The organism is Paenibacillus alkalitolerans, from assembly GCF_016482785.1.
In the GTDB taxonomy this organism is placed as follows: domain Bacteria; phylum Bacillota; class Bacilli; order Paenibacillales; family YIM-B00363; genus Paenibacillus_AE; species Paenibacillus_AE alkalitolerans.
In genome coordinates this window covers 77,305-95,243 of the sequence record NZ_JAEMXM010000006.1, presented here as the reverse complement: position 1 = coordinate 95,243, position 17,939 = coordinate 77,305, and the positions used below count along the sequence as shown (strand labels likewise).

The following is a 17,939-nucleotide window of genomic DNA, read 5'->3' as shown; positions in this document are numbered from 1 at the left end:
GGAACAAAATATCCGCTGCACCTCTACTTTTCTTCTAAAAAGTATTGTGGAGACACTTGGAAGGGTGTATCCTATTAGAAAAAGCGCTTAACCTGCTTGTATTGTAACTGAACTTATTCAAGTTGGAATGATGGTATGTTTTTGTTTGGTAAAGCGCTTAATCAAAAACGGAGGATAGCTATGGCAAAGATACGTTTAACGATGGCTCAAGCTTTGCTGCGGTTTCTCGATGCCCAGTACATTTCGGTCGACGGCGAGGAGACAAAGTTCATCCGCGGCGTCATGGGCATCTTCGGTCACGGCAATGTGACCGGAATCGGCGAGGCGTTGGAACGGAGCCCGGGCGATCTGATTCTGATTCAGGGCAAAAATGAGCAAGGCATGGTTCATGCGGCGGCCGCTTACGCGAAACAGAAAAATCGGAAGCAAATTTTCGCCTGCACTTCCTCCATCGGTCCGGGAGCGCTGAACATGGTGACGGCTGCCGCGACGGCTACCGTAAACCGGATTCCCGTTCTGCTGCTTCCAGGGGACAATTTCGCGTCGCGCCAACCGGACCCCGTTCTCCAACAGCTCGAGGTGGCTAGCGATTATACGGTTTCGGCGAACGACTCGTTCAAAGCGGTGAGCAAATATTGGGACCGCATCGTTCGGCCGGAACAATTGATGTCGGCGGCGCTGCAGGCGATGCGGGTGTTGACCGACCCGGCGGAGACGGGAGCGGTTACGCTGGCGCTCCCGCAGGACGTGCAGGCGGAGGCGTACGACTATCCCGCAGAGTTCTTCGATAAGCGTGTCCATTACGTTGACCGGAGACCTCCGGCGGAAGCCGCGGTGAAGAGAGCGGCCGAGCTGCTCATGAGCAAGAAAAGACCGCTGCTTATTGCGGGAGGCGGCGTTCACTATTCCGAAGCTATGCGGGAGCTTCGCGAGTTTGCCGAAGCGTTCGGCATACCGGTTGCCGAGACCCAAGCGGGAAAGAGCGCGCTTGCGTGGGATCATCCGCTGAACGTCGGAGCGATCGGGGTTACCGGAGCGCTGGCCGCCAACCTGCTGGCCAAAGAAGCGGATGTGGTAATCGGTGTGGGCACGCGGTATTCCGATTTCACTACTTCGTCCAAATCGGCATTCATGCACTCCAGCATCCAATTTGTGAACATCAATGTCAACACGCCGGATGCGGCCAAGTGGGGAGGAGCCGCTCTGACGTGCGATGCGAAGCTTGGGTTGAAAGCGCTTAGCTCCGCATTGGCGGAGAGGGGTTATTCAAGCGGTTACGAAAACAATGAAGTCTCGGACTTGAAACGCCGGTGGGATGCTGAGGTGGAGCGGCTTTATTCACTAGAGCATCAGGAAGGGCTCGCCCAGACGAGAGCGCTCGGAGTTATTCAGGAGACGGTCGATCCCAACGCCGTCGTTGTGTGCGCCGCAGGCAGCCTGCCGGGCGACCTGCACCGGCTGTGGAGAGCCTCGGAGCCGAAGACGTACCATATGGAATACGGTTTTTCCTGTATGGGCTACGAAGTGAGCGGCGCTTTCGGCGCGGCTATGGCGGAGCCCGGACGCGAAGTGTACGCGGTCGTCGGGGACGGCAGCTATCTCATGCTCCACTCGGAGCTCGTGACCAGCCTGCAGGAAAGTACGAAGATTACGGTGCTGCTGTTCAACAATCACGGCTTCCAGTGCATTCACAATCTTCAGCGGGCGCACGGAAGCGACGGCTTCGGCAACGAGTTCCGCTATCGGGACCGCGAGACGGGCCGGCTCACGGGCGGTTACATGCCGATCGATTTCGCCGCTCACGCCCGAAGCCTCGGCGCCAAAGCTTATAAAGCATCCACGGCCGATGAACTGAAGGCGGCACTGGAGCAAGCGAAGCGCGAGCAGATTACGACTTTGATCGAGATTCCCGTCGTACCCGGAACGAATACGGGCAATTACGAGTCTTGGTGGAACGTCGGCGTGCCGGAGGTTTCCGTCAGCGAGAAGGTCGTCGCGGCGCATCGGGAAATGAAAGCAAAGATTCAAGAGGCTAAATCATATTGATTTCCAAAAGTCCGAGAGGGGATGATACGATGCCCGATTTTCCGTTTCAATTAGGTGCGCATCCGATCAATTGGGTTGGGGAAGACGTTCGGGAGCACGGAGACGGCACGACGTTCGAGCAAATCGTTAACGATATGCAGCGGCTAGGATTGAAGGGGACCGAGATGGGGAGGAAGTATCCGCGCGACATTCAGGAGCTCAAGCGGGAACTGGCCGCAAGAAACATCCAGCTTGTTTCCCAATGGAAATCCGTGCTGTTCTCGGACCCGGCGTACCGGGAACAAGAGCTGCAGGCGTACCGGGAACACGCCAAATTTCTTAAGGAGATGGGCAGCACCGTCATCAGTACGTGCGAGATCGGAGGATCCTTGCATTTCGATCCGCGCAGGACTCCTCGCGAGAAGCAAGTGTTGAGGCTGGACCGTGAAGGCTGGGAAAGCTTGGCCGAAGGGCTGAACGCTGCCGGTGCGATCGCGAGGGAGTACGGATTGCAGCTTACGTATCATCACCACGGCGGCACTGTCGTGGAGCGTCCGGAAGAGATCGACATGCTGATGAAGCTCACCGATCCGGAGTTGGTCTTCCTTCTCTATGACACCGGTCATGCCTATTACGGAGGGGCGGATCCGCTGAGCGTGCTGCGCAAGCATTACGACCGCATCGCTTACGTGCATCTGAAGGACGTTCGCAATGCGGTGCTGGAGCAAGCGAGAGCGGAAAAGTCCGATTTCATCACCTGCGTCCGCAAAGGGGTATTTACTTTGCCGGGTACCGGGGATCTCGATTTCCAGCCGATCGTCGCGGAGCTCGTTGACCGGGGCTACAGAGGTTGGGCGATGCTCGAGGGCGAGCAGGATCCGGCGGAGCATCCGCCATATGAATACGCAAGCAAAGCGCTGGCTTATCTTGAATCCTTAGTTTCAGCGAAAGCGGGGGAATGAACGATGACAACGGCTTATATTAGTTTTCCTTCCGGCAAAAGCATCGATTTCACGGCGATCGGCAGGCTTTGCATCGACCTGAACGCCAACGAGATCAACCGCCCGATGGAACAGACCAGAACTTTCACGAAGTATGTGGGAGGCTCTCCGGCCAACATTACCATCGGGATGTCGCGCTTCGGCCTGAAGACGGCGTTCATCGGAAAGATCGCCGACGATCAGATGGGACGCTTCATTCACAGCTACTTAACGGACAATCGGATCGACACCGTCAACGTAGTGACGGACAGCACCGGGGCGGTTACAGGGCTCGCATTCACGGAAATCAAGAGTCCGACCGATTGCAGCATTCTAATGTACCGCGACAACGTCGCCGACCTTAAATTAACGCCGGGCGAAGTGAGCGAGGAGCTCATCTCTCGAACGAAGATGCTTCTCATCTCGGGGACCGCATTGGCGCAAAGCCCGTCCCGGGAAGCGGTGTTCCAGTCGCTGCATTATGCGAAGAAACATGGAGCCGTCATCGTTTTCGATCTCGATTACCGCCCTTATACATGGACCTCTTCCGAGGAAACCGCAGTTTACTACAACCTGGCAGCGGAAAAATGCGACATCATCCTGGGTACACGCGAAGAATTCGATATGATGGAGCGGTTCGAGCATAATCCGGAACGCAGCGATCAAGTGACCGCCGCCAAGTGGTTCGATCACTCCGCCAAGATCGTCATTATCAAGCACGGAAAAGAAGGCTCGATCGCTTATACGAAAGACGGCGCGAGCCACCGGGCCAAGTCGTTTCCGGCGAAGGTCGTCAAGACGTTCGGCGCAGGCGATTCTTACGCGGCAGGCTTCTTGTACGGACTGACGCAAGGCTGGACGCTGGAAAAGAGCATGGAGTACGGAAGCGCCGCCGCCTGCATCGTCATCTCGAGCCACAGCTGCTCCGATGCGATGCCGGCCGCGGAGCAAGTACACGAATATATCGCTCGCTGCGAGCGCGGAGAAATTGTTGTATAAGACAATATTCATACCAAGCAGAAAGGGGCTTGCACCATGACGCAAGTATTGAGGAACTGGATCGGAGGACAATGGGTAGAGGCGCAAACGGACAAAACCGAAACCGTATATAACCCGGCAACCGAAGAAGCGCTCGCTTATGTGCCTCTGTCCATGAAGCAAGATGTCGATCAAGCCGTTCAGAACGCCAAAGAAGCGTTTAAAACTTGGAGCCGCACACCGGTTCCCCGCCGGGCAAGAGTGCTGTTCAAGTACCAACAGCTGCTGGTGGAGCATTGGGAAGAGCTGGCCCGCCTCGTCACGCTCGAGAACGGCAAAAGCTACACCGAAGCCTACGGCGAGGTGCAGCGCGGAATCGAATGCGTGGAGTTCGCCGCGGGCGCCCCGAATTTGATGATGGGCAAGCAGCTTCCCGATATCGCAACGAACCTGGAATCCGGCATGTTCCGGTATCCCGTGGGCGTCGTCGGCGGCATCACGCCGTTCAACTTCCCGATGATGGTGCCGTGCTGGATGTTCCCGCTGGCGATCGCCTGCGGCAATACATTCGTGCTGAAGCCGTCGGAGCGGACGCCTCTGCTGGCGAACCGTCTGGCCGAGCTGTTCCACGAGGCGGGGCTGCCTGCCGGCGTATTCAATATCGTGCACGGGGCGCATGATGTCGTAAACGGCATCTTGGAGCATCCGTCCGTCATCGCGGTTTCCTTCGTCGGCTCCCAGCCTGTGGCCGAGTACGTATACAAGACGGCTTCCGCGAACGGGAAACGGGTACAAGCGCTCGCCGGAGCGAAAAACCACTCGATCGTCATGCCTGATGCGGACCTGAATCTGGCCGTCAAAGAAATTATTAACGCCGCGTTCGGCTCGGCGGGCGAACGGTGCATGGCATGCTCCGTCGTCGTGGCGGTCGGAGAAATCGGGGACGAGCTCGTCGGCAAGCTGGTCGATGCGGCCGATACATTGACGATCGGGAACGGGCTGGAGGAAGGTGTGTTCCTAGGACCGGTCATCCGCGGACCTCATAAAGAACGGACATTGAAATATATCGAGATCGGGGAGAAGGAAGGCGCGCTGCTGCTGCGTGACGGCCGCAAGGACGCGGCTTGCGAAGGCAAAGGCTACTTCGTCGGTCCGACCGTGTTCGATCAAGTGCAAGCGGGGATGAAGATTTGGGAAGACGAAATATTCGCTCCGGTGCTGTCCATCGTTCGTGCCGACACGCTGGAAGAGGCGATTGAGGTCGCCAACCGTTCGGAATTCGCCAACGGGGCTTGTCTCTTTACAAGAAGCGGGGCTTCGATGCGGCAATTCCGCGAAACGATCGATGCAGGCATGCTGGGCGTCAACTTGGGGGTTCCGGCGCCAATGGCGTTCTTCCCGTTCTCGGGCTGGAAGAAGTCGTTCTACGGCGATCTGCACGCGAACGGCATGGACGGCGTTGAATTCTACACCCGCAAGAAAATGGTAACGACCCGCTGGTAACCGGGCGGTGGAAATCGGACATTCGGAGGTAGAACATCCAATGACGCTCGTTTCAATGACGGCCATGCTGAACAAGGCTTTGGAGGGACGATATGCGGTAGGGCAATTTAATTTGAACAACCTGGAATTCACGCAGGCGATTCTTCTGGCGGCGGAAGCCGAACAAGCCCCTGTCATTCTTGGCGTCAGTGAGCCTTACATTCCATATATGGGCGGACTGAAGACGATTTCGGGGATGGTCCGGTCGCTGATGGAGCATTACCGGATATCTGTTCCCGTCGCTCTCCATCTCGACCACGGCTCCACCTACGACGTATGCATCCGCGCGCTTCATGCCGGATTTACGTCGGTCATGATCGACGCTTCGCATCACGACCTCGAGCACAACATCGGCGTAACGTCACGCGTTACGCAGGCAGCCCATGTTCTCGGGGCTTCCGTCGAAGCGGAGCTCGGCCGCATCACCGGCAGGGAGGACGATCTCGTCGTCGACGAGGCGGAAGGGATGTACGCGGTATCCGAGGATTGCGTCAGACTGGCGCGCGAGACGGGGGTTGACTGTTTGGCTCCCGCGCTCGGCTCCGTTCACGGCCCTTACCGCGGACAGCCGAAGCTCGGCTTCAAACGGATGGAAGAAATCAGCCGCCTTACCGGCCTTCCGCTCGTTCTGCACGGCGGCAGCGGCCTGCCGGACGAAGAGATCCTGCAGGCCATTTCGTCGGGCACAGCTAAAATCAATGTCAACACCGATAACCAAATGGCTTGTACGGCAACGATTCGAACGTACTTACAAGAACACCCCAATGCGTACGATCCGAGGAACTATTTGATTCCGGCTCGTGAAGCGATTCAAGCGTCGGTTCAAGCGAAGATCCGGTTGTTCGGCAGCGCGGGGAAAGCATAGGAGGAAGCGGAGATGACCAAAATCAAGGTCGGCATTATCGGCGCCGGACGAATCGGGAAAATTCATGCGGATAATTTGCTGCGGCATCCGGACGTTGAGATCGTCGCGGTCAGCGATCTGTTCGCCGGGGAGGAACTGAAGGCTTGGGCGGCGGCGCGGGGAATCGGAATACTGACCAAAGACAGCGACGATATTATCCGGCACCCGGATATCGACGCAGTGTTTATTTGTTCCTCCACGGATACCCACGTCCCGCTTATCAAGCAGGCGGCTCTGGCGGGCAAGCATATTTTTTGCGAGAAGCCGGTCAGCATGGAGATCGAGCGGACGGAAGAAGCGATTGAGGCGGTCCGGCAAGCGGGCGTCAAGCTCCAAATCGGGTTCAACCGCCGCTTTGACCATAATTTCAAACGGGTGAGGCAGCATGTTGAGGACGGCACGATCGGCACGCCTCACATCGTGAAGATTACGTCCCGCGACCCGAGCCCGCCTCCAAGAGACTATATTAAGGTGTCGGGCGGTCTGTTTATGGATATGGCGATCCACGATTTCGACATGGCGAGGTTTTTATCCGGCAGCGAGGTCGTCGAGGTGTACGCCCAAGGCGGCGTTCTCGTCGATCCGGTGTTTGCCGAATACGAAGATGTCGATACCGCGATCATCACCTTGAAGTTTGCCAACGGGGCTCTTGGCGTCATTGACAACAGCCGCAAAGCGGTATACGGGTACGATCAGCGCGTGGAGGTGTTTGGCTCGAAGGGCAGCGTCTCCGTCGCGAACGATCACCCGAATACGGCCGTTGTGAGTACAGAAGAGGGAATTTCTTCCGACAAGCCGCTGCACTTTTTCCTCGAACGGTACACGCAAGCGTATGCGGAAGAAGTAGAGAAATTTATCGACAGCCTCGTTAACGGCGCGCCGCTTCCTGTGGACGGCAATGACGGACTGCAGGCGGAGCGCATTGCGCTTGCCGCGAAGCTGTCTTACCGGTTGAACCGCGCCGTCAAGATCAGTGAGATCGGAGAGCTGCGCCGTTCAATGGCAATCCAAACTTAGAAAGCGAGGTGTTTCGTCTTGTCTAAGCTAATCGTATCCCCTGAATCCAATAACGCCGCTGACGGCAAGCTGATATCCATTACTCCCGAGTCGGCGGGATGGACTTACGTCGGATTTGAAGTGATTAGGCTGTCCGAGGGACAGTCATTGGAACAAGAGACGGGGGACCGGGAAGTATGCGTCGTCTTGCTTTCAGGCGTTGCGGACGTCTCGACAAGCCGCGAGCAATGGAGCGGGATCGGACGGAGGATGAGCGTGTTCGAGCAAACGCCGCCGTATTCCGTGTATGTGCCGAACGGCGATTATTACCGGGTGGAAGCACGGACTGCCGTCGAGCTTGCCGTTTGCTCCGCGCCCGGCCGCGGAAGTCATGCCGCGCGTCTGATCGCGCCGGAACAAGTCGGCGTCGAGATGCGCGGCTACGGCAATATCGAACGCCGCATCCATAACATCCTTCCGGAGCAGGAGCCTGCCGACAGTTTGTTGGTGGTTGAGGTGTTCACGCCGAACGGGCATTGGTCGAGCTACCCGCCGCATAAGCATGACAGAGACGCTTTGCCGGACGAATCGTTCCTGGAAGAGACGTATTATTTTCGGGTGAAACCCGAGCAGGGCTTTGCGATCCAACGAGTATACACGGACGACCGTTCGCTCGACGAGACGCTTGTCGTCAAAGACGGCGAAGCCGTGCTCGTGCCGAAAGGTTATCATCCTGTGTCCGCGCCTCCGGGGTACGACGTGTACTATTTGAACGTCATGGCCGGACCTCACCGCACCTGGAAATTCCATAACGATCCGGATCATCATTGGATCATGACGGCTAACTAAGTGAAACTTGCAACCGTTAACGGCATTGCTCATAATGAATCCGTAGGGGATGTCTTGCGCATCCCCTAAACTAATTTCTCAGAGGTAACATCAATGAAAGCTACTATTTACGATGTGGCCAAAGCGGCGGGAGTTTCGATCGCTACCGTCTCCAACGCTATTAACGGAAAAGGGAAAATCAGCAAAGAGCGGCGCGAGCAAATTTTAAAAATCATGGAACAACTCGATTACCAGCCGAGCTTGATCGCTTCAGCGCTTGTGGGGAAGAAGACCTTCACGTTAGGGCTGCTTATCCCGGACATTTCCAACCCGTTCTTTGGGGAGATTGCGCGCGCGATTGAGGATCAAGCCCACCAATCCGGTTACAGCGTTATTATTTGCAGCACGGATAACAAGGACGAGCGCGTCGAGCGCTACATCTCTTTGCTTGAGCAAAAAAGCGTCGACGGCATCATAATCGGAACAGGGATCGATAACATAGAAATCTTGAAGCGGCTGGAAACGAGGTCCATACCCTTCGTGATGATCTCCAGGGAAACGGCCGCGATTGCGGCGGATACGGTCGTCACCGACGACTATATCGGAGGCATGTTGGCAGCACAGCATCTTGCAGGGCTCGGACACCGCCGATTGGCCATTCTGTCCGAGAATTTGAAGGTGAGCAGCAGCCGCGAACGGATCCGTGGCTTCAAGCAAGGATTATCCGATTTGAATGTTCCGTTCGACGACTCCGGCATCGTCATCTGCGAATACCGGGTGGAGGAAGGAAGACGAGGCGCCGACGAATTGCTGAGTCGAGGGGACAAACCTACGGCGATATTTTGCTGCAACGACCTGCTCGCCATAGGCGCCATGCAGGCGGCCAAGAAATCCGGCGTCAAAGTGCCGGACGATCTCTCCATTGTCGGCTTCGACGATACTATATTGGCGGGAGTAACGGATCCGCCGCTCACTTCGGTCGCACAGCCGATCGAACGGATGGGGAAGCAGGCATTCGAACTCCTAATCGATAACTTGGTGAATACTGATGCCGTCAAGCAGAGAATCGTTCTCCGTCCGGAGCTCGTTGTCCGCCAGTCCACGCAGCAAGCGAGATAACTGAATATAGAACCGGGGACCCGCGATCACCGCGGGTTATTTGTCGTTCAGGGGGATTTGATATTATGTGAAAACAGGCAATATGCGTAACTCAGGATAAAAAAGTGCGATGGTTGCGGAAAATGCTCCGGAGTTAAGGTGATCGGCTTTGGCCGAGGTATGTCCGATATTGACTCAGTGCCGATAAAGTGACGGACGTCACGCGCGTATGAGGGTTAGAGTGCTTGATCGAAAAAATCTGTTGAATAATTTGAATATTCGGAATACAATAGTGGAAATATCTTGGTGTGCGCGACTGGCGTAACGTGGATCACCACGAGGGAGCGCACATTCATAAAGCCGTACGCCTGGGCGAAGTATTTGATCCTTGAGATCAAATACTTTTTTTATTTATGACGAAAGGTCAGGTGTTTAGTGATGAAGATGGGATTCATTTTGTTTGACAGGATGACGGCGCTGGATTTTATCGGATTTTACGAAGCGGTGACATGGTTGGGAATTTTAAAGGTAAAGGAAAATGTGTCATGGGATTTTTGTTCGAACAAAGAGCAAGTAACCGATGATCGCGGGTTGTCTTTTAAAATAAATCGTATTTCCCCCGATCTGTCGGTGTACGATGTGATATTTATCCCCGGAGGACTCTCGACAAGGCAGCTTAGATTCGACAACGAGTTCATTTCATGGATCCGGACCGCCAAGGATGTCCAATACAAAGTGTCTGTGTGTACAGGAGCATTGATTTTGGGTGCGGCCGGTTTTTTACATGACAAAAAAGCGACGACAAATCCCTCCGCATACGAACTATTAGTCCCTTATTGCTCGGAAGTGGTAAAGAAGCGTTTTGTCAGGGATGGAAACATTTTTACCGGCGGGGGAGTATCGGCATCCATTGATCTGGGTCTATATTTTATTGAATCTCTCACTAACGAAAATGTCGTTCGGGAAGTGCAAGAGAAGATGGATTACCCGCACTATTCCAGCATCCAAAAGCATGGAGGGGATATGAATTGATTATTCGTTCATTAGAGCAAACCGACCAGGTTTATGTCAGGGAAATTATGGGCGGGTACCCTCTTCAATTCCCGAAGTTTATCATTGAGAAATATGATCTGGGCAGTAAGCAAGTTATTCTCTACACGTTAGGCCATGTTGGTAACGAAGCGACATTATTGTTTTATCGGAAAATCGGTTTTGAAATGGTAAAATACGAGAAAGATTTTTTTAGACCCGGTTACGATAAAGTCACTCTTGTTAAACATATTTAATAATTGTTGTAAGTTTGATAGGCGGCGACGGGTGTCCGGTAAACTAATGGATGAAGACTCAATGTACATAGCTCAGGATTAATAGGTCGTATATTTGCTGAAAAAGCTCCGGAGTTATGGTGATCGGCTTTGGCGGTGGAGTATGTGATCATACGCACAATAGCCTTCCGGTGATAATTTGCAGAGGAGTGGTATGGTGGAGAGGGCATTTATCATAACGGGAACGTCTCGCGGTTTGGGTTTTGAAATCTGCAAACAGCTTATTAAGCGCAACCATACTATCTTTGCTCTTGCGAGGAACAATAACGATTTCTTGTTAGAACTAGCCGCTCAGAAAGACTGCAGCATACAATTTGTAAAATACGATCTGCAGCACACGGAGGGTATCCCAGCTTTAATTAATGGGCTTATTAATCAAGTTGCGAAGGATATACAGTCAATTGCATTGATTAATAATGCCGCCCAAGTAACTCCGTTAGGCCGTATAGATTGCTGCGATCCTGCAGAAACAGTCAAGAATGTACAAACAAACTTACTAGCCCCAATCTTATTGACCCAATCTTTTATAAAGCATACAGAGCAATGGGATATTTCCAGAACAATAGTGAACGTCTCCTCAGGTTCAGCCAAACATGCGGCAGCCGGTATGAGCTTATACTGTGCTTCGAAAGCTGCATTGAATATGTTCACTTCCTGTGTGCAAATTGAGAATCATAGATCGTTGACGATCTACACAGTAGATCCGGGAATGGTCGACACCGATATGCAGACTGAGGCTCGTAACGAAGAAGGTCTGCCGCTTGCGGCATTTTTCAGGGAGGCAAAGGAATCGGGAGCTTTAATATCTGCTGAAAATGCTGCAAAAAAAATTGTTAGAAGGTTATTAGGATCATCGGGGAAAGGGTAAAAGGACTGGGAAGGCAACTACAGGTACAGCGCCTCGGAGCTCCATATTCCCGAAGGCTTGGAACAAGTACAAGAATTCGTGGCTCGCGGCACTCAGGGGAAGTTCCGCAACGCATTTCTGAGTAAATATATAATGGGGAATTATTAATGGATAATCATAGTAACAAAATCAAAAACAGTTGGAATCAATGGTCCGATACGTGGTATCTAAGATATAGGACAGACGAAGCGATATCAAAAATAATAGAGAATCCTGGATCAGCCTTTCATCATACGACGTATTCAATGATCAAAAAAACATTGCCAAACCTGCAAGGCAAACGAATTTGCGTCCCTTCGAGCGGTGACAACCATGCTGTTTTCGCTTTCTACTTGATGGGTGCAAAAGTAACTTCTTGCGATATATCTGAAAGACAGCTGGAAAACAGTGCAGAAATTGCCCGTAAACAAAGTTGGGATATTGAATTCATTTGCGATGATTCAATGAGCTTAAGCAAAATTAAGAGCGGCGAGTATGATTTTGTATACACGTCAAACGGCGTTCATGTATGGATTAACGATCTGCAAGATCGATAACCTGTGTAACTGGCAATTGAACCCTCTGGCAGCTCTGCCTCAATGGTTATCGATATATGCGAGGAAATATAATGAGTAAGGAAGCGTAGTGCTGTTCCAACTCCGCACCCCGGCACAACGTGGTTCATACGTGAACCACGTTGTTCCACTGCGAAACAAGACACGCCGTTCCAGCACTACCGGGGCGTCTGCGTCTGCAATAATATCCTATAGAGCGGTCCAACCTGCAGATTATAATTCATGAGAAACCTTGCCGGGAGGCGGTCAATCATGAATATTACGTCATTCATAATGTACTGCATGATTGTAACTTTCACACCTGGACCTACAAACATCCTCATATTAAATTCGGTCCAAAATTTCGGACTAAAAAAAGTAATGCAATTTATATCGGGAGCTACGATCGCTTTTGGCGCGTTGCTTGCGGCTTCAGTTATGCTGAGCAGTGCGCTTGCGGCGGTTGTTCCAAATATTTTGTCGGTTGTTCAGATCATCGGTACCTTTTATATGCTTTACCTTGCTTACTTGATCTCCAAAATGGATGTATCAAAGGAACCCTCAAACCAAGCCTCTTCCTTCTTATCGGGCTTCCTTCTTCAGCTAATAAATCCTAAAGTCATACTGTTTACAATGACCGTTATTCCAAGCTACGTCATGCCGCACTATAAGTCACCGCACATATTATCGGTCTTTGTCGCAGTTGTAACTGTGATCGGCTTCTCAGCATTTGTGATGTGGGCGCTTTTTGGTACGCTAATAAGGGGAGTTGCGCAACGGTTTCAGAAGGCTGCCAATCTGATCATGGCATTGTTTTTGGTTTATTCAGCGATCATGGTGTCGGGACTGGTTGATTTCATTACGGGGTGAATGAAATGAACAAATTTGTATATCGAAAATCGGCAGGGATTACCGCATTGTCGGCAAGTTTTACCGATTTCACCTACAAAAAGCATTCCCATGAGGAATATGCGTTAGGTGTGACTTTACGCGGCGTTCAGCAATACAACTTGGACGGCAGTTTTCAATCATCCCATGCAAGCGGCGTTATGCTGTTTAATCCCGAGCAAATCCACGACGGCAGATCGCAATATAAGACGGGCATCGATTATGTCATGCTCTATATTCACCCCGATCATTTCACCGAGGTGCTCGAGAAAAGGGATCTGCCGCGATTCACTTCACCTATCGTCTATAATGCTGATTTAAAGCAAAAGATATTGCGGCTTGCACATGCAATATCCAATGGTAAAGACGAATCCTTTTGCAGCGAACTGCTGCTGACTCTTGTAGAAAGTTTTTCCGAAGCAAAAATGAGCCCGGAGGCATACAAAACAGATCATCACCTGACAAAGAAAGCGAAAGAAATGATGTATTACAGTATAGACAATGTTTTACGGCTAGACGACATATGCAAAGAGTTCGGGATGTCAAAATTTCAATTCATCAGAGCATTTAAAGCGAATACCGGAATATCACCGTATCAATTTTTTTTAAACTGTAAGGTTGAGTATGCAAAGAAATTAATAGAAAGCACCAAGGACATCTATCTGGCGGTTACGGAATGCGGTTTTGCCGATTTGACCCATTTAAACAGACACTTTAAACGCGTATATGGCACTACGGCATTTGAATATTTGACACACATAAATTGACTTCTTCGCAACTTTTAAGGCTGCCGGATTGATGCGGCAGTTATCCTTCAGCCGGGACCTTCTCGTTCCAGTCGATATGGTAATCGTACATCCACGCATGCGAGTGCTTGCCCGCAGATTTCAAGAAGTGAGGGAGCAGCAGGTCACGGAAAAATACCTGGATCGGGTTCGTCGCATGCTTGCGTTGACCGATGGTTCTAGAGTAACGCACAATCCGTTCCACCCGTTCCTGCCGGAGCTGCTGAAATCGGGCAAACGCCCGCTCCACGCCGTCTATATCTCTTAAGCATTTTGCCAAGACCATGGCGTCCTCCAACGCGAGGGATGCGCCTTGCCCGGCATTCGGAGAAACCGCATGGATCGCATCGCCGATCAGTACGGCTCTGCCGCTGTGCCATGCCGGTTGTGTGAGCATGTCGTAGATCGGGTACACACCGAACTCGCCTTCCGTCCGCCGAACAATGTCCGGAACAGGATGGGGATCGTGACGGTACAGCCCGGTAATCGTTTGCCGCCACTGAGAGGCGGGAATCGCCTGCAAATCTTTGCGCGTCGGCGTTCCCGGATAATTCATGTTTCCGAACCAGTAAATTTCCCCATCGTCCTTGACCAAATATCCGAAAAACGCTTTCTTGCCGAACACCATATGCTGAATTCCCGGCTCGCGGACAATGTCCCGGCCGTGTGTAAAACCGCCGAAACTGATCAAGCCGGTATATGAAGGCTGGGCAGCGTTCGGCAGAATTATGCTGCGAGTCTTAGAGTGAATGCCGTCGCAGCCGATCACAAAATCTCCTGTCGCGGATGTCCCGTCCTGAAAATATGCGGTCACTTGATCGGCAGTCATTTGCAAATCGAGTAGCTTTTTGCCGAGCTCGATCGGAATGCCCTGCCGCTGCGCTTCTTCACGCAGTATCCGATGAAGGAAGCCTCTTTTGATCGTTACTCCATGAGGCTCAGAGGTTTGCTCACCGATGTTCCCCAGCAGTTTGCCGGTGCCGCTCCGGAAGCTCATAACTCGCATTTCGAAGCCGTCCTGCCGAATCGGTCCGTCCACCCCCAGCTCATCCAATACGCGCATGCCGTTGCGGCCTACATTCAGGAACAAGCCCTCGTAATCGTCATGCCCCTTCATCGCTTCGAACACGACCGGTTCGAATCCTGCTCTTTTCAAAAACAGAGCGGCGGCAGGTCCGGCAACTCCGCAACCGATAATCAAAGCTTTCTTCGTCTTTCTCATTTCGTATCCTCCTGTCAATTGGATGCGATGCATTTATCTTAAAAATTAAGATAATATGCATCGATGCGTCCTTTCCCTGTATCATAAATCACAGACGAACCATCCGGAAAACGGCCTGAGACTGAATTGGGGCTAGACTTTGGTCGGGTTTAAAAGAATTGCTTAGTTCTTTTGGATATAATCAATCTTAGTTTCAATTTTATCCATATGATGTGAGGAGGGGAAGGAACAAATGGAGCACAATCGATCTATACGGCCGGATCTCAGTCAGTCTCTTCAGGAAGCTTCAAAGCGGCTTTCCACTCAAACGATTATGTTTCACCAGACGGTGGCCGGTTATCTCGGACTGAACATAACGGATCATAAAATATTGGACATTGTGCTCGGCATGGGAAAGGCGACGGCCGGGCAACTGGCCGAGCTTACGGGGCTTACCACCGGAGCTATTACGAGTGCGTTGAACCGGTTGGAGAAATCCGGATACGTCCGCCGCACGAAGGATCCGAAAGACCTCCGTATCGTCCTTGTAGAGCCTCTCTACGGGAATTTGTATATGCTCATCGACGCATTCGCTCCATTAGCTGAAGCCATGAACGAGCTTTATTCCCAGTATGACCCGGACGAGCTGCAGGTATTGCTCGACTATATGGAGAAGGCGAATCAAATCCTGAAACACCAGACTCAGCGGTTAAGGAATCAAGGGCGAAAGCGGTCAAGACAGAAATAGTATTAACGACTATAACCAAACCTTCCCTCTCCATCACATGTTTTTGTATTAAGATAAGTTGTATGGATTCAAGGGGGAAATGATGATGGCACACGACTCGAAACAATCGCCTGCGCAACCGGGAAGATAAAGCGATGTGGACCGATGAAATGCTTAAATCCCATGAAAAATTTGCACAGTGGCTTATTGATAATGCGGAGACCGCATACAATCCGCCGATGCCCATTATTGACACTACGACCACGACGCCATCCGAAGTAGCGGAGCAAATCAAAAGCTATATCCTCCGAAAATGGAATGAGCGGAATGCGGGGGTCCCGGCGGGAAAGGAGCAGCGTTCAATTTGAATGGAAATAATCCATTAAGAGAAGCATTTTATAAAACTACCTTCCAATTAGTCGGCCATGGTAAAAGAACCATTCAAGTTCTGAAAGAACCATTGGACGAAACGGACGGCAGCCTTGACAGCGATATGTATGGCGCAGGGCGGCTGATTGAAGTTTTCCAAGACCGAATGGCACATTATTTAGGCAAACAATCTGCAGTATTTTTCCCTAGCGGAACAATGGCACAGCAAATCGCTTTAAGAATATGGTGTGACAGGAAGGGTCTGAAAAAGGTCGCCTACCATCCGTTATGCCACTTAGAGATTCACGAAGAAGACGGGTTAAAGCAACTGCATCATATTGAGCCCATTTTACTGACAGATAAAAACAGGCTGATTCAACTGGAAGATGTGCTGAACTTAAATGAGGATATTGCGTGTTTACTACTGGAATTGCCTCAGCGCGAGATCGGCGGACAATTGCCGGAATACAGCGAACTGGAGGCTATTTCGGCTTATTGCGTCGAAAGAGGGATTAAGCTGCACCTGGATGGCGCGAGACTTTTTGAAATATTGCCTTACTATGGAAAGTCGGCCGATGAAATTTGCAAGCTTTTTGACAGTGTTTATGTATCGTTTTACAAAGGGATTGGCGGGATTGCCGGGGCGATTCTTGCCGGCGACGAAGAATTTGCGAAGGAATCCAAAGTATGGAAAAGGCGCCACGGAGGCGATCTGATCAGCCTCTATCCATACATCGTCAGCGCCGATTATTATTTAAAACAAAGATTGCCTCACATGGGCCGGTACTACGAAGAAGCTAAAGAGTTGGCCGGATTCTATAATCGGTGCCATGGCGTTGCAACGGAGCCCTTAGTGCCTGTGTCCAATATGTTTCACGTACATTTCGATTTGCCGAAAGCTACGCTGGAGACTATTTTGATTCGTTTGTATGAGGAAACGGGTATCGGTTTAACTTCCTACATAAGTGAAACGAGCGAGACGAACTGTTATTTCGAAGTTTCTATCGGTGACCAATATGCTCTTACGCCAAAACTAGACATAGAGAAAGTTTTTCAACTGCTTGATAAGAGGATTAGGGATGCTTGACGAAGATAGATTAATGAAAGGAGGGCGAGCCCATCGAGGGCCGCCCTCCTTATTTCTTTTGCTCACTCTCCCCATCAATCAGAAACTTTAAAGCTCCATTCCTGCAAACGCTCCGATTCTATTTTTTATTTTAGGCGAGATGACGGTGGTTTCTGATTGAATGGGAGAGTGAGGGTACATATTTTATCAGGGTGGAAGGCTGCGGCGGGAAAGCCGCATTTCTAACGGAAGCTTACGGTACGACAAGCGTTCAATATGCACTAATCGGTCATGGCAGCATAGTCATATCCGGTCAATCCGGTGTTATCCGTACTGACTTTGCCGATAATGTCATAATCCAGCCAGTTTTCTATTGAAATAATGTTCGGCAGAAGTACCTCATTGGCAATTATTTCGCTTTTTTGAAAAAAGGAAACGGTAATGGCTTTATATAAACGCGGACATTTTTGGGTTTGTTATGGATTAGTAAATGAAACATCTTTAATCGCCCGTACGGATTAGCACTATGGATAATGATTGTTTTAGGGAATAGCCTTTTATTCACCATATATTTAACAACATCATATCCGGTACGGTTCTTTAAGCCAAGATTGTAGTCCAAAGAAATTACCTTAATTTTTTTTGATTCCAATACCTTAATACATTGTTCTGCTGTTTTTACTAAGTAAAAACCTTTGGGCTCAGCTCGCAAATCATCTAGAAATACATTTATCATACTTAACCCAGTCCTTATCAAGTATACAATGAATGTAGAAATAGTGTATGA

General features: G+C 51.1%; 18 protein-coding genes and 1 riboswitch. Of the genes, 16 read left to right on the top strand and 2 right to left on the bottom strand.

Features of this window, described 5'->3' with window-relative positions; genetic code table 11:
• Positions 1-180: 180 nt before the first annotated feature.
• From iolD to JET16_RS11860, 14 genes are all read left to right on the top strand, one after another.
• Complete coding sequence (gene iolD, locus JET16_RS11925; RefSeq protein ID WP_199616174.1) at positions 181-2,046, top strand: 3D-(3,5/4)-trihydroxycyclohexane-1,2-dione acylhydrolase (decyclizing); 1,866 nt, start codon at positions 181-183, stop codon at positions 2,044-2,046.
• A gap of 29 nt (positions 2,047-2,075) precedes the next feature.
• Positions 2,076-2,987, top strand: a complete 912-nt coding sequence (gene iolE, locus JET16_RS11920; RefSeq protein ID WP_199616172.1) for a myo-inosose-2 dehydratase — start codon at positions 2,076-2,078, stop codon at positions 2,985-2,987.
• Positions 2,988-2,990: 3 nt separating this feature from the next.
• Complete coding sequence (iolC, locus tag JET16_RS11915) at positions 2,991-4,004, top strand: 5-dehydro-2-deoxygluconokinase (RefSeq protein WP_199616170.1); 1,014 nt, start codon at positions 2,991-2,993, stop codon at positions 4,002-4,004.
• 36 nt (positions 4,005-4,040) lie between these two features.
• Positions 4,041-5,486 (top strand): CoA-acylating methylmalonate-semialdehyde dehydrogenase, encoded by a 1,446-nt coding sequence (locus JET16_RS11910; RefSeq protein WP_199616169.1) that lies wholly within the window; start codon positions 4,041-4,043, stop codon positions 5,484-5,486.
• Positions 5,487-5,526: 40 nt separating this feature from the next.
• Positions 5,527-6,390, top strand: coding sequence for a class II fructose-1,6-bisphosphate aldolase (fba, locus tag JET16_RS11905; protein WP_199616167.1), 864 nt, complete (start codon positions 5,527-5,529; stop codon positions 6,388-6,390).
• Positions 6,391-6,402: 12 nt separating this feature from the next.
• On the top strand, positions 6,403-7,446 hold the full coding sequence (gene iolG, locus JET16_RS11900) for an inositol 2-dehydrogenase (protein ID WP_199616165.1): 1,044 nt from the start codon (positions 6,403-6,405) through the stop codon (positions 7,444-7,446).
• Between the two features lie 18 nt (positions 7,447-7,464).
• On the top strand, positions 7,465-8,274 hold the full coding sequence (iolB, locus tag JET16_RS11895; protein ID WP_199616163.1) for a 5-deoxy-glucuronate isomerase: 810 nt from the start codon (positions 7,465-7,467) through the stop codon (positions 8,272-8,274).
• Positions 8,275-8,367: 93 nt separating this feature from the next.
• Entirely contained in the window at positions 8,368-9,372 is a 1,005-nt protein-coding gene (locus JET16_RS11890; RefSeq protein WP_199616161.1) for a LacI family DNA-binding transcriptional regulator, read from the top strand.
• Between the two features lie 281 nt (positions 9,373-9,653).
• Positions 9,654-9,732: riboswitch (ZMP/ZTP riboswitch) on the top strand.
• Positions 9,733-9,789: 57 nt separating this feature from the next.
• Positions 9,790-10,383 (top strand): DJ-1/PfpI family protein, encoded by a 594-nt coding sequence (locus tag JET16_RS11885; protein ID WP_199616159.1) that lies wholly within the window; start codon positions 9,790-9,792, stop codon positions 10,381-10,383.
• A complete protein-coding gene (locus tag JET16_RS11880; protein ID WP_199616157.1) occupies positions 10,380-10,637 on the top strand; it encodes a hypothetical protein in 258 nt (85 codons plus the stop codon). Before JET16_RS11885 ends, JET16_RS11880 begins: the two co-directional genes overlap by 4 nt.
• A 193-nt stretch (positions 10,638-10,830) precedes the next feature.
• On the top strand, positions 10,831-11,544 hold the full coding sequence (locus JET16_RS11875; RefSeq protein WP_199616155.1) for an SDR family NAD(P)-dependent oxidoreductase: 714 nt from the start codon (positions 10,831-10,833) through the stop codon (positions 11,542-11,544).
• Between the two features lie 146 nt (positions 11,545-11,690).
• Entirely contained in the window at positions 11,691-12,119 is a 429-nt protein-coding gene (locus JET16_RS11870; RefSeq protein ID WP_199616153.1) for a class I SAM-dependent methyltransferase, read from the top strand.
• A gap of 270 nt (positions 12,120-12,389) precedes the next feature.
• Positions 12,390-12,986 carry a LysE family translocator gene (locus tag JET16_RS11865; RefSeq protein WP_199616151.1) on the top strand — a complete coding sequence of 199 codons (597 nt, stop codon included), beginning with the start codon at positions 12,390-12,392 and terminating at the stop codon, positions 12,984-12,986.
• A 5-nt stretch (positions 12,987-12,991) separates the two neighbouring features.
• Entirely contained in the window at positions 12,992-13,771 is a 780-nt protein-coding gene (locus JET16_RS11860) for a helix-turn-helix transcriptional regulator (RefSeq protein ID WP_199616458.1), read from the top strand.
• 40 nt (positions 13,772-13,811) lie between these two features.
• Here the strand turns inward: JET16_RS11860 and JET16_RS11855 are convergent, their stop codons facing one another.
• Positions 13,812-15,011 carry an FAD-dependent oxidoreductase gene (locus JET16_RS11855; protein ID WP_199616149.1) on the bottom strand — a complete coding sequence of 400 codons (1,200 nt, stop codon included), beginning with the start codon at positions 15,009-15,011 and terminating at the stop codon, positions 13,812-13,814.
• Between the two features lie 232 nt (positions 15,012-15,243).
• Between JET16_RS11855 and JET16_RS11850 the strand changes: the two genes are divergently transcribed.
• Positions 15,244-15,738, top strand: a complete 495-nt coding sequence (locus JET16_RS11850) for a MarR family winged helix-turn-helix transcriptional regulator (RefSeq protein WP_199616147.1) — start codon at positions 15,244-15,246, stop codon at positions 15,736-15,738.
• 343 nt (positions 15,739-16,081) lie between these two features.
• Entirely contained in the window at positions 16,082-17,173 is a 1,092-nt protein-coding gene (locus JET16_RS11845; RefSeq protein ID WP_199616146.1) for a threonine aldolase family protein, read from the top strand.
• Positions 17,174-17,561: 388 nt separating this feature from the next.
• Here the strand turns inward: JET16_RS11845 and JET16_RS31110 are convergent, their stop codons facing one another.
• Complete coding sequence (locus JET16_RS31110) at positions 17,562-17,888, bottom strand: cyclic-phosphate processing receiver domain-containing protein (RefSeq protein WP_407673130.1); 327 nt, start codon at positions 17,886-17,888, stop codon at positions 17,562-17,564.
• Positions 17,889-17,939: the final 51 nt, after the last annotated feature.

Bases quoted from the DNA above. Each gene is read 5' to 3' on its own strand.
- fba (WP_199616167.1), top strand. From the start codon at position 5,527: ATGACGCTCGTTTCAATGACGGCCATGCTGAACAAGGCTTTGGAGGGA.
- JET16_RS11910 (WP_199616169.1), top strand. From the start codon at position 4,041: ATGACGCAAGTATTGAGGAACTGGATCGGAGGACAATGGGTAGAGGCG.
- JET16_RS11855 (WP_199616149.1), bottom strand. From the start codon at position 15,011: ATGAGAAAGACGAAGAAAGCTTTGATTATCGGTTGCGGAGTTGCCGGA.
- JET16_RS11875 (WP_199616155.1), top strand. From the start codon at position 10,831: ATGGTGGAGAGGGCATTTATCATAACGGGAACGTCTCGCGGTTTGGGT.
- JET16_RS11870 (WP_199616153.1), top strand. From the start codon at position 11,691: ATGGATAATCATAGTAACAAAATCAAAAACAGTTGGAATCAATGGTCC.
- JET16_RS11860 (WP_199616458.1), top strand. From the start codon at position 12,992: ATGAACAAATTTGTATATCGAAAATCGGCAGGGATTACCGCATTGTCG.
- JET16_RS31110 (WP_407673130.1), bottom strand. From the start codon at position 17,888: ATGATAAATGTATTTCTAGATGATTTGCGAGCTGAGCCCAAAGGTTTT.
- iolC (WP_199616170.1), top strand. From the start codon at position 2,991: ATGACAACGGCTTATATTAGTTTTCCTTCCGGCAAAAGCATCGATTTC.
- JET16_RS11885 (WP_199616159.1), top strand. From the start codon at position 9,790: ATGAAGATGGGATTCATTTTGTTTGACAGGATGACGGCGCTGGATTTT.
- JET16_RS11865 (WP_199616151.1), top strand. From the start codon at position 12,390: ATGAATATTACGTCATTCATAATGTACTGCATGATTGTAACTTTCACA.
- JET16_RS11850 (WP_199616147.1), top strand. From the start codon at position 15,244: ATGGAGCACAATCGATCTATACGGCCGGATCTCAGTCAGTCTCTTCAG.
- iolG (WP_199616165.1), top strand. From the start codon at position 6,403: ATGACCAAAATCAAGGTCGGCATTATCGGCGCCGGACGAATCGGGAAA.
- iolD (WP_199616174.1), top strand. From the start codon at position 181: ATGGCAAAGATACGTTTAACGATGGCTCAAGCTTTGCTGCGGTTTCTC.
- iolE (WP_199616172.1), top strand. From the start codon at position 2,076: ATGCCCGATTTTCCGTTTCAATTAGGTGCGCATCCGATCAATTGGGTT.
- JET16_RS11890 (WP_199616161.1), top strand. From the start codon at position 8,368: ATGAAAGCTACTATTTACGATGTGGCCAAAGCGGCGGGAGTTTCGATC.